The sequence below is a fragment of the Pseudomonas sp. D(2018) genome, from assembly GCF_005502555.1.
GTDB classification, from domain to species: Bacteria; Pseudomonadota; Gammaproteobacteria; order Pseudomonadales; family Pseudomonadaceae; genus Metapseudomonas; species Metapseudomonas resinovorans.
Genome location: NZ_SCOK01000029.1, coordinates 58,030 through 71,508, shown reverse-complemented (window position 1 = coordinate 71,508; position 13,479 = coordinate 58,030). Strand labels below are relative to the sequence as shown.

Here is a 13,479-nt window from a genome sequence, read left to right as displayed (position 1 = left end):
CTTGTGCCCCAACCCCCCGCAAATACCCCCCACTCACAAAGCTTTCATTTCAGCAATATCACGCACCACCTGATCTGCAGAGCGGTCGAACATCGCCTGCTCCTGCGCATCCAGAGGCAACTCGATTACCCGCACAACCCCCTCCGCTGCCAGCACACAGGGGACCCCCATGGCAATGTCTGTACGCCCGTACTCGCCCTCGAGAATCGCGACCGTCGGCAAAATGCGGTTTCGCCCATTGGCGATAGCATCCACCATCTGTGCAATTGCCACGCCCGGCGCATCGCAGGCGCTCCCCAGCTTCTTCAAACCCAGAATCTCGCCGCCCCCCTGACGTGTGCGCTCCACAATCCGCTCTATCTGCTGACTGGACAGGAAGTGAGACAGCGGCACTGAACCGACCGCACAGTAACGCATCAGCGGCACCATGCTATCGCCATGCCCGCCCAGCACCAGCGCCGTGATATCCCGAGCGGAAAACCCTGTCTCCTCGGCAATGAAACACTTCATGCGCGCTGTATCCAGCACCCCCGCCTGCCCGAATACCCTGTCGCGTCCCAACCCACTGAGACTCCAGGCCCGATAGGTCAGCACGTCGACCGGGTTCGACACCACCAACACCGTCGCCGCCGGAGCATGACGATTGATATCCCGCATGATGCTATCGAGAATGGGCAGATTGATACTCAATACATCCTGGCGCGACTGACCAGGCTTGCGGGGCACACCCGCCGTAATCACCACCAGGTCAGAATCCTGCAGCAATTCGGCATTGGACCCGCCGTAAACGCGGGTATCAGAACCTGACTCAACTGCCGCCTGCCAGACGTCCAGCGCCTTGCCCTTTGCCAACTCACCCTGCACATCAATCAACGTCAACTCACGACAGAACTCTTCCCGGGCGATGATCTGAGCCGCCGCCTCACCCACAATACCGACACCCACAATTGATAGCTTTTTCACCTCACACCTCCCGGCGACGCGCGCCTTCAGCAACACGCCCACCCTTGCAGAGAAGTATTACCCGCTAATGCAAAAAGACCACCCGAAGGTGGCCGAAGCCGTCGCTACTGGGCAGTCGTAGCCCGGATGAAATCCGGTAGGGGCCTCCCGATCAGAATGACAACGCCCGCCCCAGCACTTCCCCGCGTGGGTCCCCTTCCCGGCTGACCAGCGCGTAGTTGTAGCCGCCCCTCGACCAGTACCGCGCCTCCAGAGTGTCGCCATTTGTGCTCGCGCGGCGGGTGCAGCCGTTGGAGAAACGGCTGCGTTCGAGGCCCTACAGCGTCGGGTAGAACGTGCGAAACCATCAGCCATGGTCCGCATGGGTTTCGTGTCTCTACCCATCCGGACTGGATGCGACGAGCAGAGTTCGACTCCTTGCCGTTAGGCAAAAGGCAAAAACCGACCCAAAGCTACCGGTGGAGATTGGCAGTAACCGGCCGAAACTAACCTTCAGAAACTTTATTAGGCTACCGTCCGCGCTACGCTGTTAGCGGCTAAATCCACTCAGCAATCTGGCGGTGATTGTGGACAGGTTTCAGGAAATGAAGGTGCTGCTGGCCGTCGCGGAAGCAGAGAGTTTTGCCGGCGGCGCCAAGTTGATAGGGATGTCACCGCCAAGCGTAACTCGTGTGATAGCTGGTCTGGAAAATCGTCTGGGAACACTGCTGCTCGCACGTAGCACCAGGAGCGTACGCCTGACTGAAGCGGGGCGGCGCTATGTGGATGACTGCAAGCGCATCCTGCTCGACCTGGAGGAAGCCGAAGAGCTGGCGACCGGTAGCAGCGTTCGCGCTCGTGGCAACCTGACAGTGACTGCGCCGGTTATGTTCGGCGAGCAATATTTAATACCTCTGATCACACAGTACCTGGCAGAGCACCCGGAGGTGACTGTAAATGCACTGCTGGTGGATCGCCTCGTGAACATGGTCGACGAGGGGATCGACATCGCCATTCGCATAGGTGAGCTGCCGGACACCGGCCTGCAGGCCGTCAGGGTCGGGCAGGTCTCTACAGTCGTATGTGCTGCACCGACATTTCTTGATCGCGTCGGCAGACCCGTGGAACCAAGTGATGTGTTGGGGTTGCCGATGGTGATGTCATCGGCGAGTAGTTTGCTCACCGACTGGCAATTCAGGGTGGGGGAAAGCACGATCGCTTTGCATCCCAAACCGCGCCTGATCGTCAGCTCCAACCAGGCATCTATCAATGCCGCACGGATGGGCTGGGGCCTTACACGGGTTCTGTCTTACCAGGTGGCCGAGCCGGTGGCTAAAGGCGAACTGGAGATCCTGCTCGAGGCGTATCAGACACCTGCACTGCCGGTGCACTTGCTGTATCAGGGCGACAAACGGGTGTCAGCGAAGGTACGTACTTTCGTTGACTACTGCTCCGCTCGACTCATTGCAGATCCGGCACTGCAAACCGTTTCGGTGGCATAGGAATGAGCCGATATCGCGAGATGCAGGCATTCGAAGCGGTGGTGCAGACCGGTAGCCTGGCCGCCGCAGCTCGGCATCTCGAACTGTCGCCAGCAACCATCATGCGTACCATTGCCTCCTTGGAAGCGCGCCTGCACAACACCTTGCTATTTCGCAGTCCGCGCGGTGTGGCGCTGAGCCCGGCTGGCGAGCAGTTCGCGCAAAGCTGTCGGCAAATCCTGGTAGAGACCGAGCTTGCCGATCGTTCTGCCGCCGGCCGGCATGCTCAACCCGGTGGCCAATTGACGGTTGCAGTTCCGCTACTGATGGATTTGCAGATCTTCACACCGATAGTCCTGTCCTATCTGGACGCCTACCCTAATGTCTGCCTGACGATCCAGACCAGCCATGGAGCACCCAATCTCCTCAAGGATGGCATCGACATTGCGCTGGTCGTCGGCCAGTTACCCAACTCATCCGAGTTCGCTGCTTCACTGGGTACGGTCAGGCCAATTGTCTGTGGCTCACCCGACTACCTGCGCGCATGGGGGCGTCCCGAGACACCTGAAGATCTCAAGACTCATCGAGCAGTGGTTAGCTCGTCTCCCGGCTATGAGACGGACTGGCGTTTTCCTTGCGGTCGCTCCACCCGCCTGGTGAAACCCACGCAAGTACTTACCTGCACGACCCAGCGTGCAGCCATTCGTGCAGCGACACTGGGAGTAGGCCTGGTTCGTTGCATGAGCTACGAAGCCCATGATGAGTTGGCTAGCGGGTTACTCCTGCCGGTGCTTGCGGACTTCGCCAGTCCGCCAGCACCGGCGCAGTTGATCTACCGCCACGGCCGCCGCGCCGAGGCACGAGTGCGGACCTTTATCGACTTTGCTACGCCCCTGTTGCGTGCCCATCCGGCCTTTATGGGCTGAGGCTACAAAGTCTTCCCATCACGTTTTATTTCGGAAAACGAAATTATGGATTGCTCTGCGTGGTGGTTCTGCTTCGCCAGCGATGGGCGCAGCATGGCTCCACCAACGCAACAACCGCCAACCTGGTTTGCAGCTGCGTTGAGTCCCACGACCCAAACGGAGCCATCGCCATGCCAAACGCCATCAAGCTGTATCGCCACCCGCTGTCCGGCCACTCCCACCGCGTCGAGCTGTTCCTCTCGCTGCTGAACCTGCCCACCGAGCTGGTGTTTGTCGACCTGGCAAACGGCGCCCACAAAACAGCCGACTACCTTGCTATCAACGCCTTCGGCCAAGTACCCGTGATAGACGACAACGGCACCCTGATCAGTGACTCCAACGCGATCCTGGTCTACCTGGCAAAGAAATACGGCAACGGTAGCTGGCAGCTACAAGACCCACTCACCGAGGCGCGCATCCAGCGCTGGTTGTCGGTGGCTGCTGGCCAGGTCGCCTATGGCCCGGCCGCCGCGAGGCTGATCACGGTATTCGGTGCGGCATTCAATGCCGACGAGGTCATCGCCCGCGCCCATGCCCTGCTCAAGGTAATGGAGGCCGAACTCAGCGACAGCCCATTCCTGGCGGGAACCGAGACCAGCATCGCCGATGTGGCCAACTACAGTTACATCGCCCACGCCCCGGAAGGCAATGTATCGCTGGAGGCGTACCCGAATGTGCGTGCCTGGCTGCAACGTATCGAAGCACTGCCAGGCTTCGTTCCCATGCAGCGCACCGCCGCAGGTCTGCAAGCCCGCTGAATACTCACCATGCTGCCGGAGCCCCGGCAGCTCTCCCTAGGAGCGCCCGCCATGGACCATCTGCCCAAGCACCGTAAATCACCGTGGCACGCCGGCGAGCGAGCGCTTCAGGAAATTGTCCATGCCTCCGAGCAGATGGAAGTGATCGGGCAGAAGGTCATCCGCAACTACATGCCTGACCAACACCGTGAGTTCTATCACCAGTTGCCATTCATCGTGGTCGGTGCTGTAGATACGGACGGTCGCCCCTGGGCCACTCTGCTCGAAGGGCCAGAAGGCTTCGTCACTTCCGCTGACCCGCAGCACCTGCTATTGGCTGTACAAACCGATCCGCACGACCCGGCCGCCTCTGGCCTGCAGGCAGGCAATGCGATCGGCATGCTCGGGATCGAGCTGCATACGCGTCGGCGCAATCGCATCAATGGCGTGATCCAGCAGGTTTCGGCCGAGGGGCTCGAGGTTTCGGTCGAGCACTCCTACGGTAACTGCCCCAAGTACATTCAGGAGCGCTCCTATACACGTGTTACCGAGTCGGCGAGCAGCAAGGCGCCGCGCCGAGATTTCAATGCGCTAGACGAATACACCAGCGCCCTGATTCGCACGGCCGATACGTTCTTCATCGCCAGCTACGTCGATCATGATGCCCACAATCGCTCCGTAGACGTCTCCCATCGAGGCGGACGTGCCGGTTTCGTGAAAGTCGAAGGCAACCGGCTGACCATTCCCGACTACGCCGGCAACCTGTTCTTCAACACCCTGGGGAACCTGCATACCAACCCGATCGCCGGATTGCTTTTCATCGACTTTGCCACCGGCGACATGCTGCAACTCAGCGGGCGCAGCGAGCTGCTGCTGGACAGTCCCTTGATCAAGTCCTTCGAAGGCGCGGAGCGCCTTTGGAGCGTCGAGGTTGAGCACGTGGTCCTTCGCCCGGCCGCCGTGGCCATTCGCTGGCAGTTTCACGGCTACGCCCCCACCAGCCTGGCGACCGGGACTTGGGATGAAGCCGACGAGCGTGTGCGGCAGTACGAACAACGCCGGCAATGGCAGCAATGGCGAGTCGCGCGAGTACAGCAGGAAAGCAGGGATATCCGCTCGTTCTACCTTGAACCACAGGACAGCGCCGTAGTGCCATTCGTCGCAGGTCAGCACCTGCCGATGCGCATCATGGGTGCAGAGGAAGAGGCTCTGGTCAGGACTTACAGCGTTTCTAGCGCGCCTTCCGATGGGCATATCCGCATCAGCGTGAAACTGCAGGGCAAGGCCTCGCGCCACCTGCACGAGCACGTGCAGGTGGGTGATCTGCTGGAGGTGCGGGTGCCGTTGGGCAGCTTCACCCTGGTTGATGAAAACGAACGACCGGTGGTGTTGATCGGTGCCGGTGTTGGCATCACCCCAATGATCTCGATGGTCCGAGAGCTGGTAGCGCAAAACCAGCAACACCAGAGGACACGCAAGATCCACCTGTTCCAGAGCGCAAGAACGCTGGTGGACCTGCCGTTTCAGCTGGAGCTGGCGGAGTTGCTGCAGTGCTCGGCTGGGCTGCTGCATATCCATCGTGCCTTGAGCAATCCAGGAACCGAGGCGCTACTCGACCGTGATTACCAGTTGGCAGGCCGCCTGGCCTTCGCCCAGGTCAAGGCACGACTGCCGCTGGATGACTATGACTTCTACCTCTGCGGCCCAGCCGGATTTCTTCAGGACATGTACGACGGTCTGCGTGGGGTGAACATCCCGGATCATCGCATCCATGCTGAGGCATTCGGCCCCTCTGCGCTGCGCCGCTCGGAAACCGAACAACCACCGACATGGGTTCAGCCGCCGGCGGCCGAAGTGCCAGTGCCGGTGTACTTCTCTGCATCTGCAACCGAAGCGCGCTGGAAGCCCGACAGCGGAAGCCTGCTGGAACTGGCGGAAAGCCGTGGCCTGACGCCCGCGTTCAGTTGTCGTGGCGGCTCATGCGGAACCTGCGCCGCCCGGCTGATCAGTGGCTCCGTGCATTACACCAATCCACCGGCGCAGTTGCCGGACGGCGACAACGTGCTGATCTGCTGCGCCGTACCAGCGCAAACCGAGGGCACCCCACTCCCCCTGGTCCTTGATCTTTAGCGAGGAGCTGCGAGATGAACAGAACAGCTTTCCGTAGCTGGGAAATGGACCAGCTCCTGTCGTGGGACGACTCGCCAATCTCGTCGCGGGGCGCTGATGCAATGGAATGGGAGGCGAGCCTTCTGCTACCGCAGTTGGTCGCCCCGCTTGAGCACCCTGCCAGTCTCGTTGAAGAGTCGACGCATGTATCGGCAGGTCGCCTCTCGAGCTTGTGGCGAGCATTGCGAACGACCGCCCACCGCTCCACTCGCCTGAATCGCGTTTTATCGGCCAACTGAGCAGCGCCATCCCCCATTCACCTTTGCCGCCAGGAGCAACCGCCATGTCTACGTCCGAAGTTCGCCCACCGGTTCCGCCCTTCACCCGCGAGACCGCCATCCTCAAAGTCCGGCTGGCCGAAGACGGTTGGAACAGCCGCGATGCTGCCAAAGTAGCAAGTGAGAAGCCATCAGCCATGCTCCGCATGGGTTTCGTGCCTCAACCCATCCTACGGATCTGAGCTGGCGATTCTTGCGGGGGCGTAGCCCGGATGAAATCCGGGAGGGGCCTCCCGATCAGAACGACAACGCCCGCCCCAGCACTTCCCCGCGCGGGTCCCCTTCCCGGCTGACCAGCGCGTAGTTGTAGCCGTCCCTCGACCAGTACCGCGCCTCCAGCTCGCCATCACGGCGCTGGCCCTTCTGCATGCTCGGATACAACGAGCCCGGCGCCCGCAGGTACAGGCTGACCCGCTGCCCCTGGCCGTCTTCGAACAGGAGCAAGGCTGCGGCGCCCTGCTCGGTCACCAGCCAGCGGCCGCCTACTGGGGTGAAGCCATAGGGGCTGAGGTCGGGAATCCGCGCCGCGTGGCTGAAGCGCTGGTCCAGCCAGGCCTGCAACTCTCCCGGCACACGCGCCTGGATATCGACCACCGGGCTGGTCGAGAACAGCCGATGAGCCTGCAGGGCATCCTGCATGGGTGGGTTGGACGCCAGCAGGCTCATGTCCCGCGCCTGCCAGCCGCCCAGGCCGCCTGCGCCCAGCGCCAGCACGAAGGACGCTGCCAGGGCCAGGCGGCGCTGCTTGCGGGCGCGAAGCGAGGCGCGGATCGCTACCGGTTCGAGGCGCGGGTTGGGGGCAAAGCCCGGATTCGCCAGCGCAGCACGCAACCATTGGGCGTCGCGCCGCCAGGCCTCTACTTGGGCGGCCGCTTCCGGATTGGCCGCCAGATAGGCCTCCACCGCTTGGCACTGCTCGGCGTCCAGCTCACCGTCGAGATAAGCGTGCAGGTCGTCTTCGCTGGGATGGAATGCGTTCATTTGAGTACCCGTAGCTGAGGGTTGGACATCTCGCCCTCGGCCAGTTCGCGCAGCGCCTTGCGTGCGCGGGACAGCCTGGACATCACGGTGCCGATGGGAATCCCGAGGGCTTCGGCGGCCTCCTTGTAGCTAAGGCCTTCCACACTCACCAGCAACAGCAGTGCACGTTGCTCCGCCGGCAGCCGGCCGAAAGCTTCCAGGGTGGCCTGGTTGACCACCAGCTCTTCGGTGGAAGGGGCTTCCTCGCTGCGGCCACCGAAGAACTCCAGTAGCCGCGCATGGCGACGGGCCTTGCGCTGCCCATCGAGGAACTGCCGGTAGAGGATGGCGAACAGCCAGGCGCGCAAGTTGCCGTCGCCTTTGCTGCTCCAGCGGGACAGCGCCCGTTCCAGGGTCGCCTGGACCAGGTCATCGGCGCTGCTGGCATTGCGCGTCAGCCACAGCGCGAATCGCCGCAGCCGCTGTAACAACTCCCGCAGTTCCGCGTCATCGATCATGTTCATAGTCAGGTTGTGTGCCGCTTCTGCCAAGGGTGCGACAGGAAGACGTGCGAAGCAGGATTTTATTCCCCGTCGGGAATAAAGCTTGGGGCGCCGCGTCTCACCGGCTCATGGACAAGGGCATATGGCCCGGGAGTATCGCATGAGCAAGGCAACACCCAAGGGGTTCGACCTGGCCGCCCGACTGGCCCTGATCGGCGTCGCCGTCGGCGGCCTGGCTGCAGGTTTTGGCTATGCCGCCGGCTGGCTCGGTAGCGAGCGCCTCACCCCGCACCAGATCATCGACGCCTTCGAGGCCAATGCCGGCAAGTTCCCCGGCTACCGCAAGAATCACGCGAAGGGCATCTGCATTGCGGGCCATTTCGAGAGCAGCGGCCAGGCCGAGAAGCTGTCCCGCGCCAGCGTCTTCGCCCCTGGCAAGGTGCCGGTGATCGGCCGCCTGGCCATCGGCGGCAGCAACCCCCATGCCCCGGATGCCGGTGTTCCCACTCGCAGCATGGCCTTGCTGTTCCAGCTGCCCGGCGGTGAACAGTGGCGCACCGGCATGAACACGCCACCGGTGCTGCCGGTAGCCACCCCGGAGGCGTTCTACGAGCAGGTGCTGGCCTCGCGCCCTGACCCGGCCACCGGCAAGCCCGACCCTTTGAGGATGCAGGCCTTCTTTGCCGCCCACCCGGAAAGCGCCGCGTTCCGCCAATGGGCGCAGGCCGCGAAACCCAGCAACAGCTTCGCCAACGTCGCCTACAACGGCATCAACGCCTTCCGCCTGGTGGATGCCGCCGGCAATGGCCAGTACGTGCGCTGGTCCGTGCTGCCGGAGGCACCCTTCGCCCCCTTGGGCGAGGCCGGCAATGATCCGGACTTTCTCAGTCATGACCTGCAACAGCGATTGGCCCAGGGCCCGCTGCGTTGGCACCTCGTACTGACGCTGGCCGAACCCGGCGACCCGACCCACGACGCCACCCGCCAGTGGCCGGCCGAGCGCCGCCAGGTGGACGCCGGCACCCTGGTGGTGGAAAGCGCCGAGCCCCAGGACACAGGCGCCTGTCGCGACATCAACTTCGACCCGCTGGTGCTGCCGGACGGCATCCAGGCCTCCGACGACCCCATCCTCGCCGCCCGCTCGGCCGCCTACGCCGTGTCCTATAACCGCCGCACCCGCGAAGGTGCGCCCCATGCCGAGCAAGGAGCCCAACAATGACTGCGCCCACCCATTTCAGCCTGTTGCTGCGGGTCATTCACTGGCTGATGGCGATCCTGCTGCTGGCCATGCTCTTCATCGGCGTCAGCATGGTGGACGACCTGTCCCCGCGCCACAGCACCCTGGTGGCCCTGCACAAGCCCCTGGGCGTGACCTTGCTGGCCCTGGTACTGATCCGCCTGGCCGTGCGCCTGGCCAGTCCCACACCGCCCCTGCCCGGCGACATGCCCGGCTGGCAACGGGGAGTCGCCAAGCTGTCCCATCTGTTGCTGTACGCCCTGATGCTTGCCCTGCCGTTGGTGGGCTGGGCGATGCAGTCCGCTGGCGGCTACCCGGTGGCGCTCCACGAGTCCGTATTGCTGCCGCCCATCGCCCCGCAGGACGCCCGGCTCTATGCCTCGCTGCGCCTGGCCCACACTGTACTGGCGTACCTGCTGTTCATCAGCATCCTGGCGCACCTGGCGGCGGCCCTCTATCACGCGCTCATCCGTAGGGATGGCGTGCTCTCGAGCATGACCACCGGCAGCGGCATTCGCCCGATGCCTGACGGTCAGTAGACGCGGGACTTCCCGCAACCTCCCCTCTCCAGCAGGAGAATCCACTATGAAAACCCTTGTCGTCGCCCTGACTCTCAGCCTTGCCTCCACCGCCGCCCTGGCCGCCACGACCGACCAGGCGACGCAGCCCGTTACCCAGTACGAGTACGGGGTGCACCTGGATATCGCCCGGGTGGTGCAGATGACCGACCTCTCTACCTTCTGCGGTATCGGGCCGGCGCGCATGACGTATGAGGACAGCCAGATGCAAGAGAAGACGATCGAGTACCTGGTCTGGGGAACCGGGTGCAAGAACGACTATTGAGGCCAGCGCATCTGTAGGCTGGGCTTCGCTGCACTCGGCCCAGCCTACAGAGTGGCCCGGAACCGACCGCCTCCCGGGCGTCGGCAAGCCCCGGTCAGAACCAGCCTCTCCGCTTGAACCCGGCATAGGTTGGCCGCCCGGGAACGAGTAAAGCACCGGTCATACCCTGCGACGCCGCGTCCGGCGGCGGGCAAGGCACGCGGAATGCGGGTGGTCTAGCTTGAGTTCAAGCAGATGGAGACAACCATGACCCAGCGCAATTCCCCCGTGGACCCGGGCGAAGCGGTGCCCTGGTTCACCAGCAGCACCCCCAGCCGGGAACGCTTCACCTTCGATACCGTCGCCGGGCGCTATATCGCCCTCAGCTTCCTGGGGTCATCCTCGGACCCGACGGCAGCGCGCGTACTCACCGACCTGCTGGCGCGCCGCGAGCGCTTCGACGACGACCAGGCGAGCTTCTTCGGCGTCACGGTCGACCCGCGTGATCGCGAGCAACAGCGCATCCGTGACCTGTTGCCCGGCATCCGCTTCTTCTGGGACTTCGACCGCACCATCTGCAACCTGTACGGCGTGCAACGGGAAAACGGCGCCGTCCGCCAGATGACTTACCTGCTCGACCCGCGCCTGCGGGTGATCGCCGCGCTGCCCATCCGGCCCGGTGGCGAAGGCCATGTGGACGCCCTCCTCGCCCTGCTCCAGGCCCAGGACCCCATACGCCCGGCGAGTATCGCCCGGGCCCAGGCGCCGGTGCTGGTCATCCCACGGATCTTCGAGCCGGGCCTGTGCAAAGCGCTGATCGACTACTACGACCGGCATGGAGGTACCGAGTCTGGCTACATGATCGAGCGGGACGGCAAGACGGTGGAGGAGGTCAAGCATGACCACAAGCGCCGCCGCGACTGCTCCCTGGACGACGATAAACTGCGCGACACCTGCGCCCACCGCATCACCACGCGGCTGGTGCCGGAACTGCTCAAGGCGTTCCAGTTCCATGCCACGCGCATGGAGCGTTACCTGGTGGCCTGCTACGACGCCGAAGAAGGCGGTCACTTCCGCCCCCATCGCGACAACACCACCAAGGGCACCGCCCATCGCCGCTTCGCGGTCTCCCTGTTCCTCAACAGCGGCGAGTACGAAGGTGGCTGCCTGCGCTTCCCGGAGTTCGGCCGCAGCCTGTACAGCGCCCCAACGGGCGGCGCCGTGGTGTTCTCCTGCTCATTGCTGCATGAGGCCACCCCGGTCACTGCCGGGCGCCGCTATATGTTCCTGCCCTTCCTCTACGATGAAGAAGGCCGGCGCATTCGCGATGAAAACCAGCAGTACCTGGAAAGCTCGGCCGAGCAATGACGGGCGTCCTGGCTTATCATCCCGCGCCACTCGACCGATTGATGGATACACGCCCCATGACTCACCCAACCCTGCTGGATGCCCTACTGGCCGCCGACATGCTGGAAATCGACGACCTTCACGCCTGGGAGTTCGACCTGGATGACACACTGCTGGACGCGCTGGAAGCCGGCCAGCCGGGTGATTCCGAGGCCCAGCTGCTGCGGGTCGAGTGCATTGACGGTCGCACTCGCCGCGAATGGCGTTTCACCCAGGCTGCCGTGCAGAGCGCAGGTTTCGACGCCGAGACCGGCTGCTGGAAGCTGGCTGGAACCGACGGCGAGCACCTACTGCGCTGCCTGGATGCCTTCGGCGGTGACGCCGAGGATGAAGACGAGCCGGCGTAACGGCCCTCCTCCATCAACGCTCGCGCTCCGGACGGCGGACGAAAAAGCGCCGTCCACCCGCTACGAGGCTTCCGGCTACCTCTGAGGTTCAGGTCAGCACATTGCGAACGAAGCGCACCACCACCTCGCCTTCATTGGCATAGGTGTAAAGTCGGTCACTGCCGAACACCAGGAAATCCCCGGCCTCGACCCGCTGCTTTTCATCGCCGCGCAGCACACTGAGGCTGCCCTCGATCACAAAGATCATCTCGCGCCAGCCTTCGGCATCCGGCTCGGCCGTGTAGCGCTCGCCCGGCGCCAGTGACCAGCTCCAGAGCTCGACTTCATGGCGAGTCGCCGAACTGGCCAGCAGGGTGGCGCGGCTGCCCGGTTTGCTGCCCACCCAGGCCACGGCATTGATACGGGAACGGTCGGGACGATCCGGCTGCTGCACCAGATCGGGGAACAGCACCCCAAGGGCCGCGGCGATGCGATCCAGGGTGGCCAGGCTGACGTTCACATCGCCACCCTCGATGCCCACCAGCATGCGCCGGCTGACACCCGCAGCCGTGGCCAGGGCTTCCTGGCTCAGACCTGCTGCGCGGCGCAGACGGCGGACGTTTTCCGAGACGTGTTCGAGGACGTTGGGACGTTCATCCGATTTGGGCAACATATTGCTCATACCCTGGCTTTTGCGCATTATGTTGCACATAAGCATATCAAGACGCCAGCCCTTCTACATTTCGGATTCCGCCAAATGCCCCCGCTGTCGAGCCGCCTCGCTTCCACCCTGCTGCCTGTTTCCGTCCTCATGGTGGCCATGGCTTCCATCCAGAGTGGCGCCTCCCTGGCCAAGACCCTGTTCCCGGTCATCGGCGCCCAGGGCACCACCACCCTGCGCCTGGTGTTTGCCGCCATCATCCTCGCGCTGATCCTGCGCCCGTGGCGCGCGCGCATCAGCAAGGCGTCCCTGCGACCGCTGATCATGTACGGCCTGGCCCTGGGCGGCATGAACCTGCTGTTCTACATGTCCCTGCGCACCATCCCGCTGGGCATCGCTGTCGCGCTGGAATTCACCGGGCCGCTGGCGGTGGCGCTGTTCGCTTCGCGGCGGGCCATCGACTTCATCTGGATCGGCCTGGCGGCCCTGGGTCTCTGGCTCCTGCTGCCGCTCGGCAAGACCGGCGGCCACCTGGACCTGACCGGCATGGCCTACGCCCTGGGTGCGGGCATCTGCTGGGCGCTGTACATCCTCTACGGTGCGCGTGCCGGCAGCGACCACGGCATGCAGGGTGCCGCGCTGGGCGTGCTGGTGGCCGCCCTCTTCATCGCCCCGGTCGGCATCGTGCACGCCGGCACCGACCTCCTGCGCCCGGAACTGTTGCCCGTAGCCCTGGCCGTCGCCCTACTCTCTACAGCCATCCCCTACACCCTGGAAATGATCGCCCTCACCCGCCTGCCAGCGCAGACGTTCGGCACCCTGATGAGTATCGAGCCGGCATTCGGCGCGCTCTCCGGGCTGATCTTCCTCGGCGAGCACCTGTCGCTGCTGCAGTGGCTGGCGATCCTCTGCATCATCCTCGCCTCCATCGGTTGTACTGTCACGGCACCGCCGCGCCAGCAGGCCCAGCCCCTGGTGCCAGCCGACTGAG

General features: G+C 63.8%; 14 protein-coding genes and 1 pseudogene. 11 read left to right on the top strand and 4 right to left on the bottom strand.

Annotated elements, in window-relative coordinates; translation table 11 throughout:
* Nucleotides 1-33: 33 nt before the first annotated feature.
* Nucleotides 34-963, bottom strand: a complete 930-nt coding sequence (locus FFS60_RS18485; protein WP_028631290.1) for a malate dehydrogenase — start codon at nt 961-963, stop codon at nt 34-36.
* Nucleotides 964-1,547: 584 nt separating this feature from the next.
* Between FFS60_RS18485 and FFS60_RS18475 the strand changes: the two genes are divergently transcribed.
* The 5 genes and pseudogenes from FFS60_RS18475 to FFS60_RS18455 form a co-directional block, all read left to right on the top strand.
* Nucleotides 1,548-2,444, top strand: coding sequence for a LysR family transcriptional regulator (locus tag FFS60_RS18475; protein ID WP_171016539.1), 897 nt, complete (start codon nt 1,548-1,550; stop codon nt 2,442-2,444).
* Nucleotides 2,445-2,446: 2 nt separating this feature from the next.
* Nucleotides 2,447-3,349, top strand: a complete 903-nt coding sequence (locus tag FFS60_RS18470; protein ID WP_137822786.1) for a LysR family transcriptional regulator — start codon at nt 2,447-2,449, stop codon at nt 3,347-3,349.
* 170 nt (nt 3,350-3,519) lie between these two features.
* The gene (locus FFS60_RS18465; protein WP_137822785.1) at nt 3,520-4,146 is read left to right on the top strand and encodes a glutathione S-transferase family protein; all 627 of its coding nucleotides are present in this window, start codon (nt 3,520-3,522) and stop codon (nt 4,144-4,146) included.
* Between the two features lie 51 nt (nt 4,147-4,197).
* Nucleotides 4,198-6,255 carry a pyridoxamine 5'-phosphate oxidase family protein gene (locus tag FFS60_RS18460; protein WP_137822784.1) on the top strand — a complete coding sequence of 686 codons (2,058 nt, stop codon included), beginning with the start codon at nt 4,198-4,200 and terminating at the stop codon, nt 6,253-6,255.
* Between the two features lie 322 nt (nt 6,256-6,577).
* A pseudogene (locus tag FFS60_RS18455) lies at nt 6,578-6,691 on the top strand (DUF1348 family protein); the annotation flags it as partial.
* Between the two features lie 118 nt (nt 6,692-6,809).
* On the opposite strand, the gene FFS60_RS18450 reads toward FFS60_RS18455, so the two are convergent.
* Together FFS60_RS18450 and FFS60_RS18445 are read right to left on the bottom strand one after the other, a co-directional pair.
* Nucleotides 6,810-7,553, bottom strand: coding sequence for an anti-sigma factor (locus FFS60_RS18450; RefSeq protein WP_028631285.1), 744 nt, complete (start codon nt 7,551-7,553; stop codon nt 6,810-6,812).
* Nucleotides 7,550-8,056, bottom strand: coding sequence for a sigma-70 family RNA polymerase sigma factor (locus FFS60_RS18445; RefSeq protein WP_028631284.1), 507 nt, complete (start codon nt 8,054-8,056; stop codon nt 7,550-7,552). Before FFS60_RS18445 ends, FFS60_RS18450 begins: the two co-directional genes overlap by 4 nt.
* A gap of 139 nt (nt 8,057-8,195) precedes the next feature.
* Here FFS60_RS18445 and FFS60_RS18440 point away from each other — a divergent pair, with 139 nt between their 5' ends.
* The 5 genes from FFS60_RS18440 to FFS60_RS18420 all read left to right on the top strand — a co-directional run bounded on the left by FFS60_RS18440 (nt 8,196) and on the right by FFS60_RS18420 (nt 11,848).
* Nucleotides 8,196-9,254 (top strand): catalase family peroxidase, encoded by a 1,059-nt coding sequence (locus FFS60_RS18440; RefSeq protein ID WP_137822783.1) that lies wholly within the window; start codon nt 8,196-8,198, stop codon nt 9,252-9,254.
* Entirely contained in the window at nt 9,251-9,811 is a 561-nt protein-coding gene (locus FFS60_RS18435; protein ID WP_137822782.1) for a cytochrome b, read from the top strand. The genes FFS60_RS18440 and FFS60_RS18435 overlap by 4 nt, the downstream gene beginning before the upstream one ends.
* A gap of 46 nt (nt 9,812-9,857) precedes the next feature.
* A complete protein-coding gene (locus tag FFS60_RS18430; protein ID WP_028631281.1) occupies nt 9,858-10,115 on the top strand; it encodes a DUF2790 domain-containing protein in 258 nt (85 codons plus the stop codon).
* 246 nt (nt 10,116-10,361) lie between these two features.
* Nucleotides 10,362-11,462, top strand: coding sequence for a 2OG-Fe(II) oxygenase (locus tag FFS60_RS18425; protein WP_137822781.1), 1,101 nt, complete (start codon nt 10,362-10,364; stop codon nt 11,460-11,462).
* 56 nt (nt 11,463-11,518) lie between these two features.
* Nucleotides 11,519-11,848 (top strand): DUF5629 family protein, encoded by a 330-nt coding sequence (locus FFS60_RS18420; protein WP_137822780.1) that lies wholly within the window; start codon nt 11,519-11,521, stop codon nt 11,846-11,848.
* A gap of 88 nt (nt 11,849-11,936) precedes the next feature.
* On the opposite strand, the gene FFS60_RS18415 is transcribed toward FFS60_RS18420, so the two are convergent.
* Entirely contained in the window at nt 11,937-12,527 is a 591-nt protein-coding gene (locus FFS60_RS18415) for a helix-turn-helix domain-containing protein (protein WP_028631278.1), read from the bottom strand.
* 57 nt (nt 12,528-12,584) lie between these two features.
* Between FFS60_RS18415 and rhtA the strand changes: the two genes are divergently transcribed.
* A complete protein-coding gene (gene rhtA / locus FFS60_RS18410; RefSeq protein ID WP_028631277.1) occupies nt 12,585-13,478 on the top strand; it encodes a threonine/homoserine exporter RhtA in 894 nt (297 codons plus the stop codon).
* Nucleotide 13,479: the final 1 nt, after the last annotated feature.

Coding starts and splice junctions, on each gene's coding strand:
- FFS60_RS18475 (WP_171016539.1), top strand. CDS start 1,548: ATGAAGGTGCTGCTGGCCGTCGCGGAAGCAGAGAGTTTTGCCGGCGGC.
- FFS60_RS18470 (WP_137822786.1), top strand. CDS start 2,447: ATGAGCCGATATCGCGAGATGCAGGCATTCGAAGCGGTGGTGCAGACC.
- FFS60_RS18465 (WP_137822785.1), top strand. CDS start 3,520: ATGCCAAACGCCATCAAGCTGTATCGCCACCCGCTGTCCGGCCACTCC.
- FFS60_RS18460 (WP_137822784.1), top strand. CDS start 4,198: ATGGACCATCTGCCCAAGCACCGTAAATCACCGTGGCACGCCGGCGAG.
- FFS60_RS18450 (WP_028631285.1), bottom strand. CDS start 7,553: ATGAACGCATTCCATCCCAGCGAAGACGACCTGCACGCTTATCTCGAC.
- FFS60_RS18445 (WP_028631284.1), bottom strand. CDS start 8,056: ATGAACATGATCGATGACGCGGAACTGCGGGAGTTGTTACAGCGGCTG.
- FFS60_RS18440 (WP_137822783.1), top strand. CDS start 8,196: ATGAGCAAGGCAACACCCAAGGGGTTCGACCTGGCCGCCCGACTGGCC.
- FFS60_RS18435 (WP_137822782.1), top strand. CDS start 9,251: ATGACTGCGCCCACCCATTTCAGCCTGTTGCTGCGGGTCATTCACTGG.
- FFS60_RS18430 (WP_028631281.1), top strand. CDS start 9,858: ATGAAAACCCTTGTCGTCGCCCTGACTCTCAGCCTTGCCTCCACCGCC.
- FFS60_RS18425 (WP_137822781.1), top strand. CDS start 10,362: ATGACCCAGCGCAATTCCCCCGTGGACCCGGGCGAAGCGGTGCCCTGG.
- FFS60_RS18420 (WP_137822780.1), top strand. CDS start 11,519: ATGACTCACCCAACCCTGCTGGATGCCCTACTGGCCGCCGACATGCTG.
- FFS60_RS18415 (WP_028631278.1), bottom strand. CDS start 12,527: ATGCGCAAAAGCCAGGGTATGAGCAATATGTTGCCCAAATCGGATGAA.
- rhtA (WP_028631277.1), top strand. CDS start 12,585: ATGCCCCCGCTGTCGAGCCGCCTCGCTTCCACCCTGCTGCCTGTTTCC.